Below are 26,975 nucleotides of genomic sequence, written 5' to 3' on the forward strand. Positions count from 1 at the left end.
GCACATGCCACCTCAGGTATTGCGTGGGTACCGGTTCGACCGCGAACAGGCTTGGCTGCGTGGTGCTCCCTTGGGAAGTTGTGCTGGCGCTTCCAATGTCGGCGTTTTCGACCTTGCTCGATCCCTCGGTGGGCGGGTGCTGTGAGAGTCCGAGTCGAGGCAGCCGGACGCGTCCCGATCTGCCTCCCTGCGCAATATGGACGTCCAAACGTTGGCGAAAAATTATTTGCATTTGCTTTGCCGCAGCGCAACACTGGCTGGAATGCTTTCCCGCAACCATGGCCCGATTGACCGTGACCTCGAACGCCCCTGCGCCGCTGCCCGCGGACGCCCCCTGGATCGTGATGAAGTTCGGCGGCACCAGTGTCGCCACCCTGCCGCGCTGGCAGAACATCCGTGAGCTGGTCGCCAGCCGCCGCGCCGAAGGCGCGCGCGTGCTGGTGGTCGTCTCCGCGCTCACCGGCATCACCGACGCGCTGAAACAGCTGTGCGGCGAGGGCGACCAGGGCAAACGCAAGGCGGCGGCCGGCGCGATCGCGCAACGCCACTACGACCTGCTCGCGCACATGCAGCTGCCGCTGCCGGCCACGCTGGGCGCGCGCCTGGACGAACTGGCCGCGCTGGCCGTGGAAGGCCCGGCGCGGCTGGGCGAGCTGGCCTGGTCGGCGCTGGTGCAGGCGCACGGCGAGCTGATGTCCAGCGCGCTGGGCGCGGCCTTCCTCAGCGAGAGCGGCCTGCCCACGCAATGGGTGGACGCGCGCGACTGCCTCGCCGCCGCTGCGCTGCCGAACCAGAACGAGCGCACCCGGCTGTTGTCGGCGATGGTCGAGGCACGGCCCGATCCGGCGTTGAACGCGCGCCTCGCCGCGCAGGGCGAGGTGTTCATCACCCAGGGCTTCATCGCCCGCGAAAGCGAAGGCCGCACCGTGCTGCTGGGCCGCGGCGGCTCGGACACCTCGGCGTCCTACTTCGGCGCGTTGCTGAAGGCGGCGCGGGTGGAGATCTGGACCGACGTGGCCGGCATGTTCACCGCCAACCCGCGCCAGGTGCCGGGCGCGCGCCTGCTGCAGAAGCTGGACTACGAGGAGGCGCAGGAAATCGCCTCCACCGGCGCCAAGGTGCTGCACCCGCGCTGCCTGTCGCCGCTGCGCGAGCCGCGCGTGCCGCTGCTGGTGAAGGACACCAACCGCCCCGAGCTGGACGGCACGGCGATCGGCCCCGAGGTGCGTGACCACGCGCCGTCGGTGAAGGCGATCAGCGCGCGCAAGGGCATCACCCTGGTCTCGATGGAGTCGGTGGGCATGTGGCAGCAGGTCGGCTTCCTCGCCGACGTGTTCGCGCAGTTCAAGCAGCACGGCCTGTCGGTGGACCTGATCGGCTCGGCCGAGACCAACGTCACCGTGTCGCTGGACCCCACCGAGAACCTGCTGGACTCCGACGCGATCGCCGCGCTGGCCGGCGACCTCGCCAAGGTGTGCCGGGTCAAGGTGATCGCGCCCTGCGCCGCGATCACCCTGGTCGGGCGCGGCATGCGCTCGATGCTGCACACGCTGTCCAGCGTGCTGGCCGAGTTCGACCAGTTGCGCGTGCACCTGATCTCGCAGTCGTCCAACAACCTCAACCTCACCTTCGTGGTGGACGAGGACGTGGTGGACGACCTGCTGCCGCACCTGCACGAACTGCTGATCGCAGCGGGCGCGCTGCGCACCGACGACAGCGTGCTGTTCGGTCCCAGCTGGCAGGCGCTGTACGGCAGCGGCGAGGCGCTGGCGCAGCCGTCGTGGTGGCGCGACGGCGAGCGGCAACGGCTGCTGGCCATCGCCGCCGGGGCCACGCCGCGCTACGTCTACCACCTGCCCACCGTGCGCGCCCAGGCGCGCGAGCTGAAGTCGCTGGCGGCGGTGGACCGGCTGCACTACGCGGTGAAGGCGAACACGCATCCGGCGATCCTCGCCGCGCTCGCGGACGAGGGCTTCGCGTTCGAATGCGTGTCGCCGGGTGAGCTGGAGGCGGTGGCGGCGGCGGTGCCGGAAAGCGCGCCGCTGCTGTTCACGCCGAACTTCGCCTCGCGCGGGGACTTCGAACGTGGTTTGGCCACCCGCGCCACCATCACGCTGGACGCGCTGCATCCGATCGAGCACTGGGGCGAACTGTTCCGCGGCCGCGAGATCGCGTTGCGCGTGGACCTGGGCCGCGGCCTCGGCCACCACGAGAAGGTGCGCACCGGCGGCAGCGGCAGCAAGTTCGGCCTGCCGGTGGAGCAGCTCGATGCCTTCCTGCGCCATGCCGACGCGCATGGCGTGGTGGTGCGCGGCCTGCATGCGCACCTGGGCTCGGGCGTGCTCGACGCGAAGCACTGGGGCGAGGTGTACGGCCAGCTCGCCAGCCTCGCCGAGCGCATCGGCAGCATCGCCTTCCTCAACATCGGCGGCGGCCTGGGCGTGCCCTCGCACCCGGGCGAGGCGAAGCTGGACATCGCCGCGCTGGACGCGGTGCTGCGCCAGGTCAAGGCGGCCTACCCGCACTACCAGCTGTGGATGGAGCCGGGCCGCTACCTCGTCGCCGACGCCGGCGTACTGCTGGCGCGCGTCACCCAGACCAAGGGCAAGGGCAGCTGGCGCTACCTCGGCGTGGACACCGGCATGAACAGCCTGATCCGCCCCGCGCTGTACGACGCCTGGCACGAGATCGCCAACCTCACGCGCCTGGACGAGCCGGCCACCGGCCTGTTCCAGGTGGTCGGCCCGATCTGCGAGAGCGGCGACGTGCTGGGCAGCGACCGCCGCCTGCCGGAACCGCAGGAAGGCGACGTGATCCTGATCGCCCAGGCCGGCGCCTACGGCAAGGTCATGTCCTCGCCGTACAACCTGCGCGGCGAGACCGAAGAGGTAGTGTTGGACGATTGAGCCACTTTTCGAGAAGGTGGTGGCAGGCGCGCTTTCGCTCCCTCTCCCCTCCGGGGAGAGGGCTGGGGTGAGGGGTGGGTGCTCGCGAAGTAATTGCTAATGGATCGGAGGTTTCAGGGATGAAACGCCTCAATGTGGATCGGGCACGTAGCCTGCGGAATGGCCGGACCGACGCCGAACAAAAACTCTGGTACCGCTTGCGCAACCGTCATCTGCAAGGCTGGAAATTCCGCCGCCAGCATGAAATCGATCGCTACATCGCCGATTTCGCCTGTCCTGATGCGGTGCTGATCGTGGAACTGGACGGCAGCCAGCATGGCGAACAGCAGGCATACGACGAAGCACGCACGTGCAAGTTGGAAACCATGGGCTACCGCGTGCTGCGTTTCTGGGACAATGACGTACTGACGAATATCGAGGGCGTGCTTGAGGTGATTCTGGAGGCCTTGGCAAGCTCGACCCCTCACCCCAGCCCTCTCCCCGGAGGGGAGAGGGGGGCAGGGCTCGCGGGAGATTTGAGAGAGTGACGACGACCATCCAACCGCGCCTGACCCAGGTGTTCCGCTTCCTCCACGCGCGCTACGCCGACGGCGTGGCCGAGCTGGCGTATGCCTTCGACGATGGCGAGACCATGGTGGAGCGCATCCGCTTTCCGCATGCGCCGGCCCTGCCACGCGAACGGGAGGCGGCCTTCGATGCGGCGCTGAAGCTGCTGCACCTGGTCGCCGGCGTGAGCTACTACAAGGCCGGTGTGCCGCCGAAGATCGAGGTCGCCGATGGCCCGCTGGACGACGCCACCGCCGACCTGCTCGACGCGCTCTACCTGCACGGCCTGGCCGAGTTCGCCTACCGCAACGGCCTCGACCTGCGCGGCCGCATTGCCTTCCCGCGGGCCGCTTCTCTCCCCTCTCCCGCTGGCGGGAGAGGGGGCGGGGGAGAGGGCAGGCATCCGCTGCAAGCCCCATCACTCGGCCTCCCCAAGCGCACCCTGGTCCCCATCGGCGGCGGCAAGGATTCCCTCGTCGCCGTGGAAGCGATCAAGTCCATCGGTGGCGACGCCACCGCCGCGTGGGTGGGCAACTCCGCGCTGATCGCGGCCTGCGCCGAGCGCACCGGCCTGCCCACGCTGAACATCCAGCGCGAGCTGGCGCCGGAACTGTTCGAGCTCAACCAGCGCGGCGCGTGGAACGGCCACATCCCGGTGACCGCGGTGAACTCGGCGATCCTCGCCGTGGCTGCGATCCTGTACGGCCACGACTCCATCGCGTTCGCCAACGAACGCTCCGCCTCGGCCGCCACGCTGGAATACGACGGCCAGCAGGTGAACCACCAGTGGAGCAAGGGCTACGCGTTCGAGCAATTGCTGGGCGAGTGGCTGCACACGCACGCGGCGGCCGACCTCGACTACTGCTCGCTGCTGCGGCCGTTCTCGGAGCTGGCGATCACCCGCGCGTTCGCGAAGCTCGCGCCGTACTTCGACGCGTTCTCCAGCTGCAACCGCAACTTCAGGCTGCTCGGCCCCAAGCCCGCCGACCGCTGGTGCGGGCAGTGCCCGAAGTGCCACTTCGTGTTCCTCGCGCTGGCGCCGTTCCTGCCCAAGCCGCGGCTGCTGGCGATCTTCGGCCGCAACCTGCTCGACGACGAGACGCAGGCCGCCGGCTTCGACGCGCTGCTGGAATACCAGGACCACAAGCCGTTCGAATGCGTGGGCGAGGGCGCCGAGGCGCGCGCGGCGATGTACGCGCTGAGCCAGCGCCCCGAATGGCAGGAGGACGCGCTGGTCGCGCGCTTCCGCGACGAGATCCTGCCGCAGCTCGATGCCGCGCAGCTGGCGCTGGAGCCGTGGCTGGAGCCATCCGCGGAGCACCGGGTGCCGGCGCGCCTGCAACCTGCGCTGCAGGCCATCGGCGCATGACAGCTGGTCTCCCGCGTCGTGGCCATGCACGCAGGAGCGGCTTTGGCCGCGATTCCTCGGCGATTGCCGTCCCGGCCAACACGCGTCTGTCGCGGCTGAAGCCGTTCCTGCACGGCACACCTCATGCGCATCGCTGAGCTGGCGGGCAAGCGCGTCGCGGTGTGGGGCTTCGGCCGCGAAGGCCGCGCCGCGATCCGCGCGATCCGTGCGCAGCTGCCGCAACTGCCGCTGGCGCTGTATTGCAGCGAAAGCGAGATCGACGCGGCGCGCGCGTTCGACGCCGCGCTGACCGTCTACGGCCAGGAGCCGGGCTCGGTGGCGCTGTGCGCCTACGACGTGGTGGTGAAGTCGCCGGGCATCTCTATCTACAAGCCTGCCGTCACCACGGCGCAGTCCCAGGGCACGGTGTTCACCTCCGGCACCGCGCTGTGGTTCGCGGAAAACCCCGACGCGCGCGTGGTCGCCGTCACCGGCACCAAGGGCAAGAGCACCACCACGGCCTTCGTCGCGCACCTCGCGCGCGCCTTGGGTGTGCGCACCGCACTGGCCGGCAACATCGGCCTGCCGTTGCTGGAACTGCGAGGCCAGGCCGCCGACCTGTGGGCGGTGGAACTCTCCAGCTTCCAGACCGGCGAAGCAGGAGCGCTGGAACTGGGCGTGGTCACCAGCCTGTACGAGGAGCACCTCGACTGGCACGGCTCGCGCGAGCGCTACGTGGCCGACAAGCTGAAGCTGGCCGACGTGGCGCGCTCGCTGCTGGTCAACGCCACGCAACCGGCGCTGCTGGAACGGGTGCAGCGGCATCCGCGCCTGTTGCGCTTCGGCCACGACGCGGGCTGGCACGTGGCCGACGGCCACATCCGCCGCGGCGCGCAGACGGTGTTCCCGCTCGCGCGGATGGCGGCGCCGGGCGAGCACAACGCGCTCAACGCCTGCGCCGCGCTCGCCGCGCTCGCCGACCTGGGCATGGACGCGCTCGCCGCCGCCCCCGCGCTGGCCACGTTCAAGCCGCTGCCGCACCGCCTGCAGCCACTGGGCACGCACGAGGGCGTGGACTGGATCAACGACTCGATCAGCACCACGCCGCAGGCCACGCTGGCGGCGCTGGACAGCCTCGCCGGGCGCGAGGTCACGGTGATCGTGGGCGGCCACGACCGCGGGCTGGACTGGTCGGACTTCGTGCGAGCCACGAAGGATCGCGCCAGGCTGCGCATCGTGGCGCAGGGCGCCAACGGCCCGCGCATCGCACGGGCCCTGCGGCAGGCGAAGACCGAACTGCCGCTGGGCGAGGCCGAGGACTTCGCCGACGCGGTGGCGATGGCGCGCACGGTGACGCCGGCGGGCGGCGTGGTGCTGCTCTCGCCCGGCGCGCCCAGCTTCGACCAGTTCAAGGATTACGCCGAGCGCGGTCGCCGCTTCGCCGAGCTGGCGGGTTTCGACGCTGCGTCCATCGCGGGCATCGAGGGTCTGGGCATCGCGTGACGGAGCGGGCTGCCCCGCAGCCGGCGACGTCATGCGCAGCGGGAGCTCATTCGCCTGCTTCGCGGGCTTCGCGCTGGCGCGGATCCTCCTCCACGTCCAGCGGCCAGAACGGGCGCAGCTCGATGCTGCCGAACCGGGCCATCGGGTGGCGGGAGGCGATGGCTATCGCCTGCTCCAGGCTCGCGCAGTCCAGCAGGTCGAAACCGGCGATCCATTCCTTCGATTCGGCGAACGGGCCGTCGCGGGTCAGCACCTTGCCGTGCCGCACGCGCACGGTCGTCGCATGGGCCGGCGGCCGCAGCCGGTCGCCGGTGATCCGCGTGCCGCTGGCCGTCGTGCCGGCCACCCACTCGGCGATGTTGTCCTGCTCGGGGATATAGGGCTCCGCGGCGGGGTCCGACACCACGAACATCATGAACTGCATGGTCCTCTCCCTTGCGCTTGTGTCGTGATGCGACGAACGGGAGAAGACGGGTTCGACATGCCGGGACCGGCTTGCGTGCCGCCTCTTGCGCGCCAGGGGCGCGATGGCCGGCGATCCTTGCCGGAGCCTCGCCCCGCCGGCCCGCCTTCGATGCGTGCCCTCAGCCCCGCGCCGCAACGGACAGGTCGATGCCCGCGTCGCGCAGCAGCTCTTCCAGCGGCCCCAGCCAGGGACGGAATTTCTCCCAGCGTCCCACGGCGCGACGGTGGATCCCCTCGCGTACCTGCGCCGTGCTGGCGGTGGCCACGGCGGAGCGGTTGTCCTGGAAGGCCAGGCAGGCGTCGTGCCATTCCAGCTCGCAGTGGGCGAGCAGCTGGCGGGTGGTGGCTTCCTGTTCGGCCACCAGGGTTTCGTAGTCCACCTGCAGGATGCGGCCGGGCAGCACGGCGTTCCAGTGCGCCATCATGCGCTCGAACTGGATGTAGAAGCGGCCGATGTCGAGCAGGTCGAAGCTGTAGCCGTGGAAGGCGGAGTCTTCCGCGAAGGCTTCGCGGAAATTGCTGAGGCAGGTGTCGAGCGGATGGCGGCGCAGGCAGACGATCTTCGCGTTCGGCAGCGCCTTGGCGATCAGCCCGAGGTAGAGGAAGTTGCGCGGCAGCTTGTCGATGAAGCGGGGCTTGAGCGCGGTTTGCGGACGCGTGCCGTCCACGTAGCGCAGGCCGAGCTGGTGCCAGTCGTAGCGGTGCGATTGCGCGATCAGTTCCGGGCACAGCGTTGCCGGCGCGCCGGCGGGCGCAAGGCGGCAAAGCTGCGTGCCGAATTCCATCAGCTCGCCGGCGGAATGCACGTCCGGGTGGCTGGACAGGATGCGCTCCACCAGCGTGGTGCCGGAGCGCGGCATGCCCACGACGAAGATCGGCTCGTCGCTGCCGTAGCCGGTGTCGGTGGCCACGGCGGCCGGGAACGCCGCGATCAGCGCGTCGACCATCGCGCGGTCCTGCTCGGGCCGGTAGTCCACGCGCGTGCGCGCGGCGGCCTTGCCGAGGCGCATGTGCTCGAACGCCGCGGCGTAGTCGCCGAGATCCTCGCATTCCTTGGCGAGCGCGCTGTGCAGGTGGACCTGCGCATCGACATCGCTGGCGTGTGCGGCCAGCAGCGCGCGCAGGGCTTCGACGTGGTTGTCGTCCGCCGTCTGCCGGCGCAGGCGGGAACGCAGCCCGTAGGCCGGCCAGCACGTCGGCATGCGTTCGATGCAGGCGTCGAAGTGCGCCGCGGCGGCGGCGAGGTTGCCGGTGAAGGTGGAGGTCACCGCGGCGTTGAAACTGCACAGGCCGCGATCCGGCAGGGCGGCCACTGCGCGGCGGAACATCGCGTTGGCGCGTTCGTGGGCGTTGCATTGCATGTAGACGCCGCCCAGCGCGTCCAGCGTCAGCGGATCGGCCGGCGTCAGCGCGTAGGCGATGTTGGCGACCTGCAGGGCATGGCCGTAGCGGCCCGACATCGCCAGCGCGCGCGCGAAGTGCGTGACGTATTCGGCGTTCTCGGTTTCGATGGTCACCGCGCGGTTCAGGTGTTCCAGTGCGCGGCCCAGCTGCCTGGTGTCGAGGCAGGCCAGTCCGGCGAGGTAGTGCGCTTCGGCACAGCTGGCATCCACCTGCGTGGCGCGCACGGCGAGCTGGCCGGCTTGCGCGTGGTCGCCGCGGGCGCGGGCCTGCCGGGCGCCGTCCAGCAGTTGGTGCAGTGCGGGTGAAGTCTGGCTTGTGTTGTCCATGGCGCCCATTATGAGAAATGCCGCGCCCTTGCGGGCGCGGCATTTCGCGCTTCAGCCGTGGCGGCTTACCAGATCTTCACCCGCTGGTCCGGCGCGAGGTACAGCTTCTGGCCGGGCTGCACGTTGAACGCCGGATACCACGCGTCGAGGTTGCGCACGGTGAGCGCACGGAACTGCGCGGGCGCGTGCACGTCGGTGGCGATGCGCTGGCGCAGCGCGGCGTCACGCATCTTCGAGCGCCAGGCCTGGCCGAAGGCGAGGAAGAAGCGCTGGTCGCCGCTGAGGCCGTCGATCACCGGCGCGGGCTTGCCGCCCAGCGACTTGTGGTAGGCGAGGTAGGCGATGGTGAGGCCGGAGACGTCGGCGATGTCCTCGCCCAGGGTCTGCTCGCCGTTGACGTGCAGGCCGGGCAGCGCCTCGTACTGGCTGAACTGCTTCGCGAGCTGCGCGGTGGCGCTCTTGAAGTGCGCCTCGTCGGCCGGCGTCCACCAGTTCTCCATCTTGCCCTGCGCGTCGAAGTCGGCGCCGGTGTTGTCGAAGCTGTGGCTGATCTCGTGGCCGATGATGGCGCCGATCGCGCCGTAGTTCGCGGCGGCGTCGGCCTTCGGGTCGAAGAACGGCGCCTGCAGGATCGCGGCGGGGAAGTTCAGCGCGTTCTGCAGCGGCAGGTTCACCGCGTTCACCAGCTGCGGGGTCATCCACCACTCGCCGCGGTCCACCGGCTGGCCGAGCTTGGCGAGCTGGTGCTCGTACTCGTGCTTCACCGCACGCAGGTGGTTGCCCAGCGGATCGTCGGCGCTGATCCTGAGCGTCGAATAGTCGCGCCACTTCTCGGGATAACCCACGCCGACCTTCAGCGTGACCAGCTTCTGCTTGGCCTTGGCGCGGGTGGCCGGGGTCATCCAGCTCAAGGTGTCGATGCGCGCGTCGAAGGCGGCGATCAGGTTCTTCACCAGCTGCTGCACCTCGGCCTTGGACGAGGCGGGGAAGTACTTCTTGACGTAGAGCTGGCCCACCGCGTCGCCGAGGTCGGTGTTGGTGGCGCCCACCGCGCGCTTCCAGCGCGGCTGCTGCTGGGGCGTGCCCTGCAGGGTGTGGCCGTAGAAGTCGAAGCTGAGGTCGGCGTAGGCCTTGGGCAGCAGCGGCGCGGCGGCGTCGAGCGTGTGGAAGGTGAGCAGGTCCTTCCATGCGGCCAGCGGTTCGCTGGCGACCAGCGCGGCGAGGCCGCTGGTGGCGGCCGGCTGCCACACATCGATCGCCTTCTGGCCGTCCAGGCCGGCGGCCTTGAAGTAGGCGGACCAGGCCAGGCCCGGCGCCTTCCGCGCGAAGTCGGCCATCGTCCACAGGTTGTTCGCCTTGTGCACGTCCTGGCTGTCGACCAGGCTTTCCTGCGCCTTGGCGATCCTGGTCTCCAGCGCGATCACGGTGTCCGCCTTTGCCTCGGCGTCGGCGATGCCGGCCTGCTTCAGCAGGGCCACCACGTAGGCGTGGTACTTGTCGCGGAACGCCGCCATGTGCGGATCGGTGGACAGGTAGTAGTCGCGGCTGGGCATGGCCAGGCCGCCCTGCAGCAGGTAGGCGATGGTGTGCGATGGATCTTCCAGCCCCTGTGTCACGAACAGGCCGAACAGGTTCTTGGTGTGGAAGTTGGTGGCGTTGATCGGGTCCACGTCGGCGCGCAGGCGGCTGCCCAGCACGCGGGCGAGGTCGTCCTTCGAGGCGATCGCATCGATCGCGGAGAGCTCGGGCTTCAGCGGCGCCAGGCCGTTCTTCGCGATCGCGGCCTCGTCCATGAAGGCGGCGTAGTAGTCGGCGATCTTGCGCGCGTTGCTGCCAGTGGCGGGATGGCTCTTGCCGGCGTTCTGGATCAGGTCCGCGGTGTGCTTTTCGGTGAGCTCGAAGATCTTCAGGAAGGTGCCGGTGCTGGAACGGTCGGAGGGGATCTGCGCGGTCTTCAGCCAGCCGCCGTTGGCGTAGTCGAAGAAGTTGTCGCCCGGCTGCACCGCATGGTCGATGCCGGCGAGGTCGAGGCCGATGTCGGGGCCGTGCGTGGCGGCGGGCTTGGCCGCCCAGGCGGGAGAGCCGCAGAGTCCGGCGGCAATCGCCGCGGCCAGGATCCATCGAGTGCGTTGCATGGGTGCCACCTCGTCGTCTGGGAGGCGTGCACGATAGCGCCTGGCGGGCGATATTGCAGGTGGCCCGTTCTTGCGGGCGGCGTGCCCGTCGGCGCCGTCCCCGCCGCGCGTGTTCAGCGCTCGTAGCGGTAGTTGAAGCTGGCGCGGTTGAATTCGGTGGCGCTCTGCGCCTCGAAGTTCCAGCGATGGCTCAGCCGGTAGCGCAGGGTGATCACCTCGCCGGGTTCGAAAAGACCTACGCCGTAGCTGAGATAGAGCCGCGGCGAGAGGTACTTGCCCACGGTGAACGCGGAATTGCCGCCCAGCGCCTCGTTGCTGGAGACGCCGATGTCGTCCACGCCGATCTTCGAGCCGATGCTCTTGGCCAGCAGGTTGCCCGCCGCCGAACCCAGCGCCTGCGCGGCGGCGCCGAGCATGTCGCCCTCGCCGCCCTTCACCTGCGACAGCGGCTTGCCGGTGATCAGGTAGGACAGCGCGTCGGACTGCTCCATCAGCGGATTGGAGAACACCGTGAGCACCGGGCGTTGCGCGGTGCCGGAGACCTGCAGGCCCACTTCCTGGCCATCGGCGATGGTGGCGTTGGGGTTGAGCTTGCGGATCGCGCGGATGTCCAGGCCGGGGTTGTCGATCGGCGTGCTGGCGAACAGCAGCTTGCCGCGCTGGATCGCCAGGTTCTGGCCGTAGGCCTTGTAGGTGCCGCTCACCGTGATCTGGCCCTGGCCGGTGGTGGCGCGCCCCGGGCGCTCGTTCACCGTGAGCACGCCAGCGAGGCGGCCATCCAGGCCCATGCCGGCGAGGTGCGTCCTGTGGCCCAGATCCACCTTCACCGTGGCGGTGAACGGCAGCGAGCTGCCGGGCTCGGGCTGCTGGCGGTCGACCACCACGACGTCGGACGAGGCCTGGCTGGCGCCGGCGCCGGGCAGCTTGTCGAGGTTCACGTCGGCGCTGTCCAGCAGCACCGAGCCGCCGAGGTCCAGTCCTTGCGCGTCGCGCTGCAGGCGCAGGTCGGGGCTGATCGCGACCTTGGCGGCGGGGATGTCGGCGGCGGTGAACCGGCTGCCCTTGATCGTGATGTCGGTGGCGACACCGCCGCCCAGGCCGGCGACGCCGGCCACCGCCAGCGTGCCCGCGCCGGACTGCACGCTGCCGTCGACACGCAGGCTGCGGGTGTCGAGCGCACTCACGACCAGTCGCCCCTTGCCGAGCTTGAGTCCGGCGGCGGGCACCTCGGCGGCGAAATCGCCGAGCGTGGCGCTGCCGCTGACGGCCGGCTGCGCCAGCGTGCCGCCGAGGCGGAAGCTGCCGCTGGCGTGGCCGTGCACGTTGGCCAGCGCGTTGCCGGGCAGTTCGAGGAAGGCGAGGTTGTTCAGGCGCAGGTCGAGCTGGCCGGCCAGCGCCTGCTGCTTGCCGCTCAGGCTCACCTGGCCGCCCAGGTGGCCGTCGTGGTCCAGCCTGGCGCGCAGGTCGAGGCGCTGGCTGTTCGCGCCAAGCTCGGCGTTCAGCGCGAAGTCGTCGTAGCTCAGCAGCGGCGCGTCGGCATGCTCGGTGTAGGTGATGCTGCCGTGGCTGGAGCCGATGCTGGCCGTGCCGTTGAGCACGCCGGCGGCGCTGCGGCGCAGCCGGCCGTCGCCCTGCAGGCTGCCGTCCACGCGCAGCGGCAGGCCGGATTCGCCGGCGGCGTTGAGCAGCAGCGCCAGCGGCAGCGCGCGCAGCCGGTAGCTGGCGTCGAGGTTGCCGGCCTTGTCCCGCTTCGCGCTCGCGCACAGCAGCGGGTCGCCGGCGGTCAGGCAAAGTTCGCCCAGGCTGAAGGCGCCGTCGCGCCAGGCCAGCTGGCCGGGGTGCTGCAGGCGCCAGCCCGGCAGGCCCTGCGGTTCGAGGTCCAGCGTGGACAGCGTGCCGTTCCATGCACCGTTCTTCAGCGCGCCGTGCAGGGCCAGCGTGCCGGAGAGCTGGCTGCCGCGCGTGTCCAGTTGCAGCCGGTGGTCGCCCTGGCTGCCCTCGGCGAGCAGGTGGATGCGCTGGAACACCAGGCCGCCCAGGTGCGCGCCGTTGGCGGTGAGTTCCAGCTTGCCCGCGGGATGGCTGATGTCGGGGACGCCGGCGACCAGCAGCAGCGTGTCCACGCGCTGCTGCTGCCACGACAGCGCGCCGCCCTGCAGGTGGCCGTTGACGGCCAGCCTGGGCAGCAGGCCGCGTACGTTGAATTGGCCGTCCAGACGGCCGCCGGCACCGGGCAGCCAGTCGCCCAGCGAGGCGATGGCGAGCTGCAGGTTCGCGTCGTTGGCGCGGCCCGGCCTGGCGTCGAGCTGCACCGTGCTGCCGCCGGAGCCCAGCCGCAGCCGGCCGTCGATCAGTTTGTCGGGCGACAGGTGCAGCTTCGCCTCGCCGCCGATCTTGCGTTCGCGCAGCCGGCCGGCGAGTTGCGCGAGATCCAGCGTGGCGTCGGGACCGGCCGGCGTCAGCTTGCCCTGGCTGGCGAGCGTGAAGTCCAGCGCGCCGTTCCATCCCGCGAACAACTGGCCCGGATCGAAACGGCTGGCCTTGACGTCGAGCTGCCAGCCCGGCGTCGGCTGCAGCTGCAGCGTGCCCTGCGCCTGCAGCTGGCCCTGCGGCTGCTGCAGGGTGAGTGGCTGCAGGGCGATCGCCTGCGGCGTGCCGTCGAGGTTCAGCACCAGGTGCGCCGGCTTGCCGGGCGGCCCGAGGGTGATGTCGCCGGCGGCGTGGAAGCGGTCGGCATTGCCCCGCGCTTCCAGCTTGCCCGCGCTGGCCAGCGGCTGGCCGACCAGGTCGGCGGGCAGCTGCACGCCGTTCCACTGGATCGCCAACTGGCCGCCCAGCGGCTTCGCGTCCAGCTGCAGCGTGCCGCTGGCAGCGAGCCGGCCCTTGACCTGCGGCGAGCTCACGGCGAGTTGCTGCAGCGTCAGCGTCTTGCCGTCGTCGCTCAGGCGCGCGCGCAGCGGCTGCAGCAGCACGCGGTACTGGTTGAGGTCCAGCGTGCCGTCGAGCTCGCCGCCGTGGCGGTCGCCGTGGCCCTGCACGTCCAGCGCCAGCGATTGCAGCGAGGTATCGCCCAGCCATGGCTTGGGGTCGAAGCGCGGCGCGCCCAGCGTGGCTTTCCAGTCGTAGTTGTCCAGGTCCAGTTCGAGGTGCAGGCGCGCCGTCGCCGGCTGCTGCAGGCTCAGGTCCAGCTGCGCCTGAGTGCCGTTGCTGCTGGCGACGAGCCGGCCCGCGCAATGGGCGTCGCCCAGCTGCCACGCAAAGTCGGCCTTGCCATTGCCGCGCTGGCGGCGCGCGAAGGCAAGCCGTCCGTCGAGGTCGACATGGCCCTCCGGTGCGCGCAGATTCAGCGTGTCGATGGCGATGCCCGCGTGCGTCCAGCGCCCGGCGAGGTCGAGGCTGTCGGAGGCGAACAGCGGCTGGCCGGCCTGGCTCACCTGCACGGTGCCCACGTGGGCGCGATCCAGCAGCAGGTCCAGCGGTGGCTGCAGCGAGAAACCGCCGGAGCGGGGGCTGCTCTCCGTGCTCTTCGGCAGCGCCACCGCCACGCCTTCGACGTCGAGGTCGCGCACGTGCACGCGGCGGGCCAGCAGCGGCCAGAAGCGCAGGGCCAGGCGCACGCGGGCCACCTCGACCACGGTGCCCTGGCCGTCGTCGTAGCGCAGCCCGGCCAGCTGCAGCGGCCCGATCAGCGAACCCTGCGCCTGCTTCCACTGCAACGCGCCGTGCGTGGCCGACTGCACGCGCGCCAGCGCGAAGCGCAGGCCCGCGCCGGTGGCCAGCAGCCACCACAGCGTGGCCGCCACGACCAGCAGCAGGGTGGCGAAGGCGATGGCGAGGCGCTTGAGCCACTTCATGAAGTGAGGATTCTCCGTTGCTTGTGCGTGCGCCGGGCACTCGATATCAGGGCAAGGCCTTGCTCTCTGGCCGGGAAACGGGCTCCTGCCCGTTGCCCCACCCGCCGGAAGCGCAACGCGGTTCCGGCTCCGCCACCACGGCCACTGCATGGTCGTGGCGCGGGCGATCCATCCATGGACCGCGGGCTTGCGGGCTTGCGCGGGCACCCGCTCACAGGTCGGGTCCTATCACCAGGTGCAGCACCACGCCATGCCGCTGCGAGTCGCGGATCGGCGTGCCCAGGTCCACCCGGATCATGCCCACCGGCGAGCGCCAGCGCACGCCGATGCCGGTACCGAGCTTCGGCCGGTAGTCGGTGCCGTCGAAGGCGTTGCCCGCGTCGAGGAAGGTGGCGATGCCCCAGTTGCGGGTGAAGTAGTGTTCCACCTCGGCGCTGGCCACCAGCAGGCTGGTGCCGCCGAGCACGCGGCCATAGCTGTTCTCGGGGCCGATCGACTGGTAGCCGTAGCCGCGCACCGAGCGGTCGCCGCCGGCGAAGAAGCGCAGCTGCGGCGGCAACGCGGCGAAGTCGTCGGTCCAGGTCTTGCCGGCGCTGCCGCGCAGGATCAGCCGGTTGCGCTTGCGCGTGCCGAACGCGTGGATCCATTTCGCGTCGGCGGTGAGCTGGCTGAAGCTGGCTGAGGAGAGCAGGCCAGCCGCCGTGCTGCGCGCCGCGAAGCCCAGCGACCAGCCGTCGTGCACGAAGTCGTAGTTGTCCGCATCCTTGCGCGACAGCGAGGCCTCGGCGAACAGCAGCGTGCTGCTGCCGTGCTCGATGCCGGGCGTGCTGTCCGGCTCGTCGCTGCGCTTGCCCACGGTGAAGGTGCCGGACAGCGCGTGCAGGCCCACCGTGCGCGTCCAGCCGTGCCAGAGCTTCGTTTCGTTGGCCACCAGCTCCAGCGTGCGCGACTGCGAGGTGCTGGTGTTCGCGTCGCGGAAGTTCGCGCCGTAGTTGAAGCTGCGCTGGTCGTCGCCGGGCATCGGGATCGAGTACAGCGTGGACAGCGTCTTCAGCCGTTGCGCCAGCACCAGCTCGTTCTTCCACTTGTGGCCGCGCCGGTTCACCCAGCGCCGCTCCACGCCGCCGCGCACGCCGAACCCGGTGTCGGTGCCGATGAACGGCCCGCCGGTGTAGATCGTCCGCTTCGCCGGCGCCAGCTCGACCTTGATGTCGACGCGGCCGTGGGCCTTCTCGTCGACCTGCGGCAGCACGTTGACCACGGCGAAGTAGTCCGCGCCGTTCAACGCCTGCTGCAGCTGCAGCAGCTGGTCCTGGTCGAACCAGTCGCCGGGCTTGAACGGCAGGTAGCGGTCGAGGAAACCGTCGTTGAACTGCGAGCCCTCGAAATGCACCGCGCCGTAGCGGTAGCGCTGGCCCACCTGCCAGGCCAGCCGGATCGCCGCGCTGCGCTGCGCCGTGTTCACTTCCACGCGATGCGTGACCAGTTTCGCGTCGAGGAAGCCGTTCGCGGTGAGCGCAGCCGACAGCGCGTCGCGCGCGGCGTCGTAGGCGGCATCGTCCAGTTGCTTGCCGCGCATGCGCGTCAGCACGCTGCGCGCGCGGCGGATCGATGGCAGCGCGAGCGCGGCCGCATCGAGCTGCACGTCCACCGAGGTGATCTTCACCGGCTCGCCGGTGCGCACGTCCAGCGTCACCTTCCAGTCCTTGCCAATCGGCTGCAGCTGCGCGGCGATGTCGGCCTCGTAATAGCCGTAGGGCTCCAGCGCCGCCTTCGCCTGCGCCGGCGCCTGCGCGTACAGGCGGCGGATCTGCGCCTCGCTGACGTCGCGGTGCGCGTATTGCGACAGGCCCACCGATGCGGCGATCGCCTGCTGCAGCGGCTCGTCCACCCCGCGCACCACCAGCTGCACGCCGGCCTGCGCCAGCGACGCGAACAGCAGCAGCGGCAGCAGGAAAAGCGGTGCCAGGCGTCGGCGGAGGCGGCGCATGCGCAAGGGATCCATCCTCGTGGGGGCGTTGGCGGGGCTGGGGACAGCTTACCGAAGCGAGGATGGGTTGCGGATGAATCCGTGACGTGGTGATGGCTCGCGATGGGCGCATGAGCGCACACGTTTCTCCCCTCGCCCGCTTGCGGGAGAGGGGCGGGGGAGAGGGGCTTTTGCTTCGGCGCTGCCGCAAGCAACAAAGCGGTTCGAGCCGCTGCCGCGGCCCGAGTCATTTTCCCTGTGTGGCCAGAGAAAAATGACCAAAAGAGAGGCCACCCCGATGGCGCGCCCTCCGCCCATCCATGGGCTGCGGGTGCGCGGGCGGGTTACGGGGTTTTTCGACGGCACGTCCATGTACCGGCGAAAAACTGGCCGGCTTCCCGCCGGCCATCCTGCGGACTTTCCTCCACCCACCCGCCGCGCCATAGGGGCCCCGGGTAACGCAGCGCGCTCCCGGCGCGCACTCGGACGCAGCCGCTGCGCGGCCGCGGAGACGCGAAGGTTAATTGCCTCCGTCCCCTTTATGGTATGGGCATGCGGAAAAGGTGTCAGGGACCATGCCTGACGAACTCCCGGCCGGTGTACTGTCCAGCATTCAGCCGCGACCTCCGTTCCGCTTCTCGCTTCCAGGAGCTTTCCCCATGATCGATCGCATCGACGCCGGCCCGCGCATGTCCGAGGCCGTCATCCACAACGGCATCGCTTACCTGGCCGGCCAGGTCGCCGATGACGGCGGGGCGGACATCGAAGGGCAGACGCGTCAGGTGCTGGCCGCCATCGACGTGTTGCTGGCGCAGGCGGGCAGCGACAAGACGCGCATCCTCCGCGCGGAAATTTTCCTTGCCGACATGGCCGATTTCGCCGGCATGAATCGCGTGTGGGACGAATGGGTGGTGGCTGGCCAAGGGCCCGCGCGAGCCACGGTGCAGGCGAAACTGGCCATGCCGGAGTGGAAGGTGGAGATCGTGGTTACCGCGGCGATCTGAAACAGCCGCTCGCTGCCGCTTCGCCATGGCGCGGGCGGCAATGAGGCGGTTCGGATGCGGCAGGCGAGCGAAACGGCTTGCTTCTTGCGCAAGCAACCAGGCTTGCCATGAACGCCCGCTTTGGCGGCATCACGCCGTGGCCACCGCGCCGCAGGCGTCACCCCTTCACCGGGAACCACATCTCCGCCTGCGGCCGGAACGGCCGCGGCGTGACGCCGAGCAGTCGCTCCAGCTCGCCGTTGTCGGCCACCAGATCCGCGTCGAGCCGCGCCAGCGGCCCGCGCAGCTTCGCGGGCGCGAAGCGCTGGCCTGCATGCAGCAGCCACGCGGGAAGCGGCAGCGGCAGGTTGGCGTGGGGCAGGGTGTTTCGCACGCGGGCGAACATCTCGTGGGCGCCGAGGCGTTCGCCGCCGCCGATGGGCAGGATGCGGCCCGCGCTGGCGGGGCAGTCCAGCGCGGCGAGCACGGCGAGCGCGATGTCGTCGGCGTGCACCGGCTGGCGCAGGCCGCGGGCGGCGGGCAGCGGGAACACGCGCGTGCGCCAGGCGCGGCGGGCAATCGAGCTGAGACTCTTGTCGAGTCCCGCGCCATAGATCAGGGTGGGGCGCAGCACCGTCCAGGGCGCGCCGTGGCGGGCGCAGGCGGCGGCCAGCGCCTGTTCGCCGTCGCGCAGCTGCTGCGCGATGGCACGTTCGGCGGGCATGGCGGAGGCGCGCTTGGTCTCCGCGCTCATCGAGCTGGTGGCGATCACCCGCGGCGGTTCGCTGCCGAAATCCGCACGCGCCAACCACGCGGCGAACGGGCCGATCGGACCGAAGCTGACGATGGCCGAAGGGTGGGGCAATTCGCCGGGCACGGCGTCGGGCAGGCTGCCCTGCAGCCAGCGCAGGCCGGGTTGCGAGGCACGTGCGTGCCGGCTCAGCGCCGTTACCGGGGCACCGCGGGCGAGCAGGCGCGGCAGGAGGAAATGGCCGATCTGGCTGCTGCCACCGAACACCAATACCGTCATCACGATCCGGATTGCAGGCGCGCACTGAGGTCGAGCACGCGCGGATGGTTCGGTGCCAGCTTGCGCGCCTGTTCCAGCGACTGCGCAGCGCCGGCGCGGTTGCCCTGGGAGAGCTGGCGGTCGGCCTGGTCCAGCCACGCGCCGGCGAGGCGCTGGCTGAGGATGTTCTGCGAGGTGTCGCCGGGGGAGAGATCGGCGAAGTTGTCCAGCATCTGGCCGGCACGGGCGAGATCGCCGGCGGCCAGAGCGCGGTTGAACAACTGCTGCACCACGCCCGGCAGGGCCTGCAGGCCATGCTGCGCGACGGCGCTGTCGCCGTCGATCGCCAGCGCGTTGCGGTAGAGGTCGTAGGCGCTGTTGCCGGGCGGCAGCATGATGTCGCCGCGTTGCGTGGCGGCCTGGGCCTGTTGCAGCAGTCTGGCGACCTGCTCGCTCTGCTGCGGCGTCAGCGCGGGCGGCGCAGCGGCGGCTGGCTGCTGGTCGTCGTTCGAGGGCGCGGCGTGGACAGGGGCGGCCTTGTGCGCCTGCATGCCTTGCAGGCGCGCGCGGGCGGCGGCGAGGTCGGCGGATTTCGGCGCCAGCGCCGCGGCATGGTCGAGCAGCTTGCCGGCCTGCGCGGTGTCGCCCGCATCCAGCGCGGCATCGGCCTGCACGGTGAGCGCCTGCGCCACCTTGCCCAGCCCGGCCTCGGCCTGCGGGTTGTCCGGGCTCAGCGCGAGCGCGGCCTTGTAGTGCGCCAGCGCGGTGTCGTCGCCGGGACCGTCGATGCGGCCGGCGCGCAGCGCCGCGTCGCCCTGCTGCAGGGCGGCGTCCAGCGCGGCGCTGTCCTGCTGGTGCGCCTGCGCGCGGGCGGCGCGCAGGCCCGGCAGGGCGGCGTTGTTCGGTTGCAGCGCGGCGAGCTGCTCGATGGTGGCGTCGGCGCCGGTGCCGTCATTCGCGTCCAGCGCCTTCTGTGCCTGGGTGGCCAGCGCGTCACCGACCTGGTCCAGGCCGTGGCGCGCCACCGCATTGCCGGGATCGCCCTGCAGCACCTGCCGGTACAGCGCGCCCGCGCCATGCTCGCCGCCGTACTGGCCGGCGGCGAAGGCTTGTTGTGCCTGGTCCACCAGAGTCGAAGCCTGTACCTGCGATGCGCGCTTGGTGGCGATCATCTGGTCGAGGCGATCGACGTCGCTGCCACCGCCGAGCAGCTCGCGCGCCACCGCGGCCTTTTGCGCGGCCACGTCGAACTGGCCGGCCTGCAGCGCAGCATCGGCCTGCGACAGTTCGGCCGTGCCGACCTGGTGCAGGCCAGTGCGCGCCATGTCGTTGTCCGGCTCCAGCGCCACCGCGGCCTGGAACAGCTCGCGCGCGCTGGTGCCGTCATGGCCGTCCAGATGGCCAGCCGCCAACGCCTGCTGCGCGCGGCCCAGCACGTCGTTGAGTTCGGTGCGTGGCAGCAGGTTGCGCAGGCGGTTCTGCTCGATCCATGCCGTGCCGACCACGCCGATCAGCGCCACTACCAATACGGGGACCAGCCAGCCACGGCGAGGGTGGTCCGGCATCGTCGAGGCACGGCGCCAGCGGCGCGCATCGGGATTGGTGTCCGGCCACGGCGGGTCGTCGTCGTGTGGCGACGCGCTGCGCGGTGGCACATCGAGCTGGTCGAGATTGCCCAGCTTGGGCTCGGTGCGTCCGCGGGGTTCGGATTCGTGCTGGTCGCGGCGTCCGCTCATGATGGATGGCAGTTCAAATAAGCCATTGACAAGCAAGTCATTGAAAAGTGCGGCGATGGATGGCCGCCCGTTTGATTCTCGCGATCAGGGGTGCTCGCAAGAATCCCGTTGCAGCTTAGCATCGCGCCGTTGTGCCGCCGCATGGCAGGGGAATGCGCATTCAGCTAGCGCGCGCCGCCGATGCGGCGCGCTTCCACCACGTTCGGCAGCGCCAGCAGGCGGCCGAGCAGGGTGGACAACTGCTCGAAGTCGCGCACGCGCAGGGCGAAGCGCATCTCCACCTCGCCGCTCTTCGCATAGGCGCGGCTGGAGGAGGCGATGATCGGCGTGCCGGCGTTGCTGATCACGCCGGTGACATCCTTCTGCAGGCCCTTGCGGTCGTAGCCGCGCAGCTCGATGTCCACCTCGTAGGCCTGGGCGCCGGCCTTGCCCCAGTCCACCTCGATCACCCGGTCCGGATCGCGCCGTGCGAGCCGCGCGAGGCTGGCGCAGTCGGTGCGGTGCACCGACACGCCGCGGCCGCGGGTGATGAAGCCGCGCACCGGGTCGCCCGGCAGCGGCTGGCAGCAGCGCGCCAGCGTGGTGAGCAGGTTGCCGATGCCCTCGATGCTGAGCGCGCCGGCGTCGCGCGCCGGTGCCGGCCGCGCGGGTGCCAGCGGTGCGGTGTCGTCGTCCTCCAGCGGCTGTGCAGCCTCCTGCAGCGCACGCGCGACCTGGCCGGTGCTGATCTCGTTGAGCGCCAGCGCCACCAGCAGTTCGTCCTGCGTCTTCAGGTGGAAGTGCGCGGGCAGCTTCGCCAGGTCGACCTCGGGCAGGGCGAGGCGCTTCAGTTCGCGCTCGAACATCACGCGGCCCACCGCGAGGTTGGCGTCGTGCGCCAGCCGGCGGAACCACGCGCGCACCTTGTCGCGCGCCCGCGAGCTGTTCAAGTAGCCGTGGTGCGGCGACAGCCAGTCGCGGCTGGGCTCGGCCTGCTTCGCGGTGAGGATCTCCACGCGGTCGCCGCTCTGCGGCTGGAAGGTGAGCGGCACGATGCGGCCGTTGACCTTGGCACCGCGGCAGCGATGCCCCACCTCGGTGTGCACGTGGTAGGCGAAATCCAGCACGGTGCCGCCGTGCGGCAGGTCCATCACCTCGCCGCGCGGCGTGAGCAGGTAGACGCGGTCCTCCATCAGCTCGGTGCGCAGGTCGGCGGCCAGTGCGCCCTCGTCCTCGCTGCGCGTGTCCAGCAGCTTGCGCATCCAGGCGATCTTGGCCTCGAACTCGGCGTCGGCGCCGCCGCCCTCCTTGTAGCGCCAGTGCGCGGCCACGCCCAGCTCGTTGGCGCGGTGCATCTCGTGGGTGCGGATCTGCACTTCCAGCGTCTTGTCGCGCGGGCCGATCACCGCGGTGTGCAGCGAGCGGTAGCCGTTGCCCTTGGGACGCGCCAGGTAGTCGTCGAACTCGCGCGGCAGGTGCGGCCACAGCGTGTGCACCACGCCCAGCGCGGCGTAGCAGTCGGCCACCGTGTCGACCAGCACGCGCACGGCGCGGATGTCGTACAGCTCGGCGAACTCCACGCCCTTTTTCTGCATCTTCTTCCAGATGGAATAGATGTGCTTCGGCCGGCCGGCCAGTTCGGCGCGGATGCCGGCGTCGGCCAGCGCGCGGCCCAGCATGTCCAGCGATTCGCGGATGAAGGCCTCGCGGTCGGCGCGGCGTTCGTCGAGCAGCCTGGCGATGCGCCGGTAGGTGTCCGGCTGCAGGTGGCGGAAGGCGAGGTCTTCCAGTTCCCACTTCAGTTGCCAGATGCCGAGGCGGTTGGCGAGCGGCGCGTGGATGTCGCGGGTCAGCCGGGCGAGTTCCGTGCGTTCGGCTTCCGGCAACGCGCCCGCCGCGCGCAGGCGCGCGAGCTGGCGCGCCAGCAGCACGAACACCACGCGCAGGTCGCGGATGATCGCCAGCAGCAGCCGGCGCAAGCCCTCGGAGCCACCGCCCTGCGTACGCTGCGCGTGCAGGGCCCACACCTGCTCGGCGGCCTGCTGGCCTTCCACCAGGCGGCGCACGTCTGCCGGCAGCCGCGGCGCTTCGGCCTGCCACGACGCGGCATCCACGCGCGACAGGGCAAACCACAGCGCCGCGGCCTGGGTGGGCGCATCGCAGCCGAGCATCGCCAGCAGGTCGAGCACGTCGGCGCATTCGGCCTGGTCGACCGGCCGCGCCAGGCAGGCTTCCAGCGCGGCGGCCAGCACGGGCGGCCGCGTGCCGGCGTGGTCGCGCCAGGCTTGCAGGCGGGCAGGTTGCGGGTGCGTGGTCATGGCCGGGACCGTGTCGTGTGCATCCATTTTAGGTGGATTGCCGGCGCTTGGCTTTGCCGGCCATCGGCCACAGAATCATGCCGATCCATCTTTCGGCTTCGGCAGGACTCGTCCATGCGCTGGTTGCGTTCCCTGTTGGCGGTGTTGCTGGCCGCCGGCGTCACCCTGTTCGGCGCGTGGCTGGTGATGCTGTGGAGCGATGCCGGCGCACCGTCGCCGGCCGACTTTGCGCGGCAGCATCCGGCGCTTGGCGCGGTGTTCGGCGTGCTGTCCACCCTGGTCGTGCTGATGTCGGCGCTGTGGCAACGGCGCCGCCGCAAGTCACGCTGAGAGTGCTTCCAGCGCCTTCGCGAGACGCTTCGCCGACACCGGCTCGGCCGTCTTCAGTTCCTGCGCGAACAGCGAGACGCGCCATTCCTCGATCAGCCAGCGCAGTTCGTCCAGCCCTTCGCTGCCGGCGGCGCGGTGCTTCAGGTATTCGCGCCAGTAGGGCAGCACCTGCAGCATGCGCTGCTGGTCCTTCGCGGGATCCTGGCGCAGGCGTTCGCCACGCAGCCGCATGGCCCTGAGGTAGCGCGGATAGTGCGCCAGCCGGTCCGGCGGCAGTTCGCGCAGGAAGCCGGGCATGAGCAGGGCGTCGAGCTGTTCGCGCAGATCGTCGTAGCTGGCGCGGGCGAAGCCCAGCAGCGGCGGTTGCAGCCAGGGCCGCAGTTCCGCCTGCGCCTCGATGATCGGCTCGGCCAGCTTCAGCCGTTCCACGGCGGCAGCGAACAGCTCGCGTGCGGCCTGCGCGTGCAGCGCGGCGAACGCACCCGCGCCGCGGACGTCGAGTTCGAGCCGCGCCACGAGATCGGCGAGGCCGCCTTCGACCAGGTCCTCGCGCAAGCCGTCCACGCCACCCAGCGAGGCGTACTTCAGCGCGAGCGGGTTGCCGATCGGCAGGCGGCGGCGCGCCTGTTTCAGGTCGCTGGCCAGCGCGTTGCGCAGCAGGCGACGCACGCCGTCGAGGTGGGCGGCGGCGGCCTCGTCGCGGCGCTCGAACACGCGCAGCGCCACCGCATCGCCCAGATCCACCAGGGCGGGGAAGGCGAGCAGGTTGCCCCTGGAGCGCACCTCGCGGGGGATCTCCTCGAAGTCCCACGCGGTGATGTCCTCGCGGGTGAGTTCCACGTCGGTCTTGCGCGAGAACGCCTCGCGCGCGCGGCCTTCCCATTCGGCGCGCAGCGCGGCGAGATCGCGGCCGGCGGCCAGCGTGCGGCCGCTGTCGTCGTGCACGCGGTAGCGCATCCGGTAGTGCGGCGCGAGTTCCGCCGCGGCGAACTCGCCGGCGTCGATGGCCACGCCGGTGGCGCGCTTCAGGAACGCGGCCAACGCTTTTGCCAACGGCTCGTCGCGCGGCGCCTCGGCCTCGGCGAAGGCGCGCGCGAAATCCGGTGCGGGCACGAAGTTGCGGCGCAGCGCCTTGGGCAGGCCGCGGATCAGTTCGGCGGCCTTGTCGGCGAGCAGGCCGGGCACCAGCCATTCGCAGCGCGCGGCGGGCAGCGCATTGAGCATCGCCAGCGGCAGGTGCAGGGTGACGCCGTCGGCCTCGTCCCCGGGCACGAAGCGGTACTCGAGGCGGTAGCGCTGGGCGCCCGCCGCCGGCGCCCCGCCGGCGGCCATCGGGGCGATCTCCAATGTTGCAGGGAAGGCCTTAGGATCGAGCCCGGCGCCGCCCACCATCACGTCGTCGAGCGACCAGCGCAAGGCCGCCTGTTCGGCAGGACGCGCATGGCGATACCACGCATCCAGCGCGCGGCTGGACGAGATGTCCTCCGGCAGCTTGCCGCGGAAGAAATCGACCAGTTCGTCCTCGTGGCGGATCAGGCCTTCGCGGCGCTGCTTCGCCTCGATGCCCCGGGCGTCCTCCAGCACGCGCTGGTTCGCGCGCAGGAAATCGGCGCGCGCCTCGATATCGCCGCGGGCCAGCGCCTCGCGCAGGAAGATCTCGTGGGCCAGCGCGGGATCCTGTTTCTCGAACGTCACCGCGCGGCGCTCGACCAGGTTGAGGCCGAACAGGCTCACCTGCTCCCAGGCCACCACGCAGCCGCGCTTCTTCGACCAGTGCGCGTCGCGGCAACTGGATTTCAGCAGGTGCGCGGCCTGCTGCTCGACCCATGCCGGCTCGATGCGCGCGCACATCATCGCCCACACCTTGCCGCCCACGTCGAGGATCTGCGCGGCGAACACCCAGTTCGGCGGAACCTTTGCCAGTGCCGAGCCGGGGAAGACCTGGAACTTGCGTTCGCGCGTGCCCTGGAAGATGCCGCGTTCGTCCTTGCGGCCGACTTGGGTGGGGAGGCCGGCCAAGAGGCTGCGGTGGACCGTCTCGAAGAGATGGGGCGCCGCAGCCTCTTCATCAATGACGCGCTCCTCGCGTTCGCCTCCTCTCCCCTTTGGGGAGAGGATTGAGGTGAGGGGTGGGTGCTCGCGGGAACGTTCATGCGAAGCGCGCTGGTTCTTGCCGGTGCTTCGCGAGCTTGTCCCCCTCACCCCAACCCTCTCCCCCAAGCTTTGCTTGGGGGAGAGGGAGCCAAGAGCGGGGGCTTGAGCGTCGAGCTTCCACCCCAGCTCCTGCACCACCAGCAGCAACTGCCGGTGCAGCTCGCGCCACTCGCGCATGCGCATGAAGCTGAGGAAGTGCCGCGAGCACCAGTCGCGCAGTTTCGACTGGGTGAGTTCCTGGTGTGCCTGGCCGTACTCGCGCCACAGGTTCAGCACGCCCAGGAAGTCGGATTTCGGGTCGGCGAACGCGGCATGCGCGGCATCGGCCTGCTGGCGCGCGTCCGCAGGGCGCTCGCGCGGGTCCTGGATGCTGAGGAAGGACACCACCGTCAGCAGTTCGCGCAATGCGCCTAGCCTGCCGCCCTCGACCAGCATGCGCGCCAGCTGCACGTCGATCGGCAGCTTCGCCAGCGTGCGGCCGATGGCGGTGAGCGTGCGCGCGTCGTCGATGGCACCGATCTCGGCGAGCCGGCGGTAGCCGTCGGCCACCACGCGCGGGTCGGGCGCGTCGAGGAAGGGGAAGTCGCCCACCTCGCCCAGCTGCAGCGCCAGCATGCGCAGGATCACGTTGGCGAGCGAGGAGCGCAGCAGCTCGGGATCGGTGAAGGCGCTGCGCGCGGCGAAATCCGCCTCGTCGTACAGGCGGTAGCAGATGCCCGGCCCGATGCGGCCGCAGCGGCCCTTGCGCTGGTCGGCGGCGGCCCGCGAGACGGGTTCCACGTGCAGGCGTTCGAGCTGGCTGCGCTGGCTGTAGCGCTTCACGCGCGCGCTGCCGGTGTCGACCACGTAGCGGATGCGCGGCACGGTGAGCGAGGTTTCGGCCACGTTCGTGGCCAGCACCACGCGGCGCTTCGGGCCGGGCTTGAACACGCGGTCCTGGTCGGCGGCGGAGAGCCGCGCGTACAGCGGCAGGATCTCGGTCTCGCGGTACTGGCGGCGCGACAGCAGCAGGTGGGCGTCGCGGATCTCGCGCTCGCCTGGCAGGAACACCAGCACGTCGCCCGGGCCGCCGCCCAGGCTGCGGTCGGCGATGATCTCGTCCATCACCGCGGCGATGTGTTCGGCGCTGCCCTGTTGGATGTTCGAACGCAGGAGCGGCTTCAGCCGCGATTCTCCGCTGGTCGCGGCTGGAGCCGCTCCTGCGGTGCCGTCCACCGGCCGCCAGCGCAATTCCACCGGGTAGGCGCGGCCTTCCACCGAGACCACCGGCGCGCCGCCGAAGTGTTCGGCGAAGCGCGCCGTGTCGATGGTGGCGGAGGTGACGATGATCTTCAGCTCGGGCCGTTTCGCGGCGAGCCGCCTGAGGTAGCCGAGCAGGAAATCGATGTTGAGGCTGCGCTCGTGCGCCTCGTCGATGATCAGGGTGTCGTAGGCCGACAGCCAGGGATCGCCCTGCGTCTCGGCGAGCAGGATGCCGTCGGTCATGAACTTCACCAGGGTGCGTTCGCTCACCTGGTCGGTGAAGCGCACCTGGAAGCCCACCTGGTCGCCGAGTTGCGTGCCCAGTTCCTCCGCCACGCGGCGCGCCACCGAGCGCGCCGCGAGCCGGCGCGGCTGGGTGCAGCCGATCAGCCCCGCCTCGCCGCGGCCGGCGGCAAGGCAGAGTTTGGGCAATTGCGTGGTCTTGCCCGAGCCGGTCTCGCCGGCGATCACCACCACCTGGTGTTCGCGGATCAGCTTGACGATCTCGTCGGCACGCGCGGCGATCGGCAGCGATTCGTCGAGCCGGATCGCGGGCTTGGCCTCGGCGCGTGCGCGGCGCTTCCCGACGGAGGTTGCGATGTCGGCGGCGAGGGCCGCCAGCTTCTTCTCGTCGGCGTGCCGGGACAGTCCGCGCCAGCGCCCCAGCAGGCGGCCGAAGTCACGGCTGCACGCGCCGTCGAGCGCGCGGCGCAGGTCGCGCAGCGTGGGATGGGTGGTTGGTGGGCGGTTCGCGTCGTTCATGCAGCC

General features: G+C 70.8%; 15 protein-coding genes. 6 read left to right on the forward strand and 9 right to left on the reverse strand.

The window, feature by feature from the left end; translation table 11 throughout:
* Nucleotides 1–293 precede the first annotated feature (293 nt).
* The 4 genes from ABQJ56_RS06785 to murD all read left to right on the forward strand — a co-directional run bounded on the left by ABQJ56_RS06785 (nucleotide 294) and on the right by murD (nucleotide 6,303).
* Entirely contained in the window at nucleotides 294–2,906 is a 2,613-nt protein-coding gene (locus ABQJ56_RS06785; RefSeq protein WP_367844241.1) for a bifunctional aspartate kinase/diaminopimelate decarboxylase, read from the forward strand.
* A 119-nt stretch (nucleotides 2,907–3,025) separates the two neighbouring features.
* Nucleotides 3,026–3,433, forward strand: coding sequence for an endonuclease domain-containing protein (locus tag ABQJ56_RS06790; RefSeq protein WP_367844242.1), 408 nt, complete (start codon nucleotides 3,026–3,028; stop codon nucleotides 3,431–3,433).
* Nucleotides 3,430–4,821 carry a UDP-N-acetyl-alpha-D-muramoyl-L-alanyl-L-glutamate epimerase gene (murL, locus tag ABQJ56_RS06795; RefSeq protein ID WP_367844243.1) on the forward strand — a complete coding sequence of 464 codons (1,392 nt, stop codon included), beginning with the start codon at nucleotides 3,430–3,432 and terminating at the stop codon, nucleotides 4,819–4,821. The genes ABQJ56_RS06790 and murL overlap by 4 nt, the downstream gene beginning before the upstream one ends.
* Before the next feature lie 123 nt (nucleotides 4,822–4,944).
* The gene (gene murD, locus ABQJ56_RS06800; RefSeq protein WP_367844244.1) at nucleotides 4,945–6,303 is read left to right on the forward strand and encodes a UDP-N-acetylmuramoyl-L-alanine--D-glutamate ligase; all 1,359 of its coding nucleotides are present in this window, start codon (nucleotides 4,945–4,947) and stop codon (nucleotides 6,301–6,303) included.
* Between the two features lie 46 nt (nucleotides 6,304–6,349).
* Here murD and ABQJ56_RS06805 read toward each other — a convergent pair whose 3' ends face one another.
* The 5 genes from ABQJ56_RS06805 to ABQJ56_RS06825 form a co-directional block, all read right to left on the reverse strand.
* Complete coding sequence (locus ABQJ56_RS06805) at nucleotides 6,350–6,727, reverse strand: YciI family protein (RefSeq protein ID WP_367844245.1); 378 nt, start codon at nucleotides 6,725–6,727, stop codon at nucleotides 6,350–6,352.
* Between the two features lie 160 nt (nucleotides 6,728–6,887).
* Complete coding sequence (locus ABQJ56_RS06810) at nucleotides 6,888–8,498, reverse strand: tetratricopeptide repeat-containing sulfotransferase family protein (RefSeq protein ID WP_367844246.1); 1,611 nt, start codon at nucleotides 8,496–8,498, stop codon at nucleotides 6,888–6,890.
* A gap of 65 nt (nucleotides 8,499–8,563) precedes the next feature.
* A complete protein-coding gene (locus ABQJ56_RS06815; RefSeq protein ID WP_367844247.1) occupies nucleotides 8,564–10,633 on the reverse strand; it encodes a M13 family metallopeptidase in 2,070 nt (689 codons plus the stop codon).
* A 113-nt stretch (nucleotides 10,634–10,746) separates the two neighbouring features.
* Nucleotides 10,747–14,487, reverse strand: coding sequence for a translocation/assembly module TamB domain-containing protein (locus ABQJ56_RS06820; protein WP_367844248.1), 3,741 nt, complete (start codon nucleotides 14,485–14,487; stop codon nucleotides 10,747–10,749).
* A 211-nt stretch (nucleotides 14,488–14,698) separates the two neighbouring features.
* Entirely contained in the window at nucleotides 14,699–16,477 is a 1,779-nt protein-coding gene (locus tag ABQJ56_RS06825) for an autotransporter assembly complex protein TamA (RefSeq protein ID WP_367844249.1), read from the reverse strand.
* Between the two features lie 638 nt (nucleotides 16,478–17,115).
* Between ABQJ56_RS06825 and ABQJ56_RS06830 the strand changes: the two genes are divergently transcribed.
* Nucleotides 17,116–17,460, forward strand: a complete 345-nt coding sequence (locus ABQJ56_RS06830; RefSeq protein ID WP_367844250.1) for a RidA family protein — start codon at nucleotides 17,116–17,118, stop codon at nucleotides 17,458–17,460.
* Nucleotides 17,461–17,617: 157 nt separating this feature from the next.
* Here ABQJ56_RS06830 and ABQJ56_RS06835 read toward each other — a convergent pair whose 3' ends face one another.
* The 3 genes from ABQJ56_RS06835 to ABQJ56_RS06845 all read right to left on the reverse strand — a co-directional run bounded on the left by ABQJ56_RS06835 (nucleotide 17,618) and on the right by ABQJ56_RS06845 (nucleotide 22,481).
* Nucleotides 17,618–18,469, reverse strand: coding sequence for an SDR family oxidoreductase (locus ABQJ56_RS06835; RefSeq protein ID WP_367844251.1), 852 nt, complete (start codon nucleotides 18,467–18,469; stop codon nucleotides 17,618–17,620).
* Nucleotides 18,469–20,184: a tetratricopeptide repeat protein gene (locus ABQJ56_RS06840; RefSeq protein WP_367844252.1), complete on the reverse strand. Its 1,716-nt coding sequence runs from the start codon at nucleotides 20,182–20,184 to the stop codon at nucleotides 18,469–18,471. The genes ABQJ56_RS06835 and ABQJ56_RS06840 overlap by 1 nt, the downstream gene beginning before the upstream one ends.
* Before the next feature lie 164 nt (nucleotides 20,185–20,348).
* Nucleotides 20,349–22,481, reverse strand: coding sequence for a RelA/SpoT family protein (locus ABQJ56_RS06845; protein WP_367844253.1), 2,133 nt, complete (start codon nucleotides 22,479–22,481; stop codon nucleotides 20,349–20,351).
* Between the two features lie 114 nt (nucleotides 22,482–22,595).
* Between ABQJ56_RS06845 and ABQJ56_RS06850 the strand changes: the two genes are divergently transcribed.
* The gene (locus ABQJ56_RS06850; protein ID WP_367844254.1) at nucleotides 22,596–22,811 is read left to right on the forward strand and encodes a hypothetical protein; all 216 of its coding nucleotides are present in this window, start codon (nucleotides 22,596–22,598) and stop codon (nucleotides 22,809–22,811) included.
* On the opposite strand, the gene hrpA is transcribed toward ABQJ56_RS06850, so the two are convergent.
* Nucleotides 22,803–26,969, reverse strand: a complete 4,167-nt coding sequence (gene hrpA / locus ABQJ56_RS06855; RefSeq protein ID WP_367844255.1) for an ATP-dependent RNA helicase HrpA — start codon at nucleotides 26,967–26,969, stop codon at nucleotides 22,803–22,805. The genes ABQJ56_RS06850 and hrpA overlap by 9 nt on opposite strands.
* Nucleotides 26,970–26,975 lie beyond the last annotated feature (6 nt).

The organism is Rhodanobacter geophilus (assembly GCF_040812275.1).
GTDB lineage: Bacteria > Pseudomonadota > Gammaproteobacteria > Xanthomonadales > Rhodanobacteraceae > Rhodanobacter_A > Rhodanobacter_A geophilus.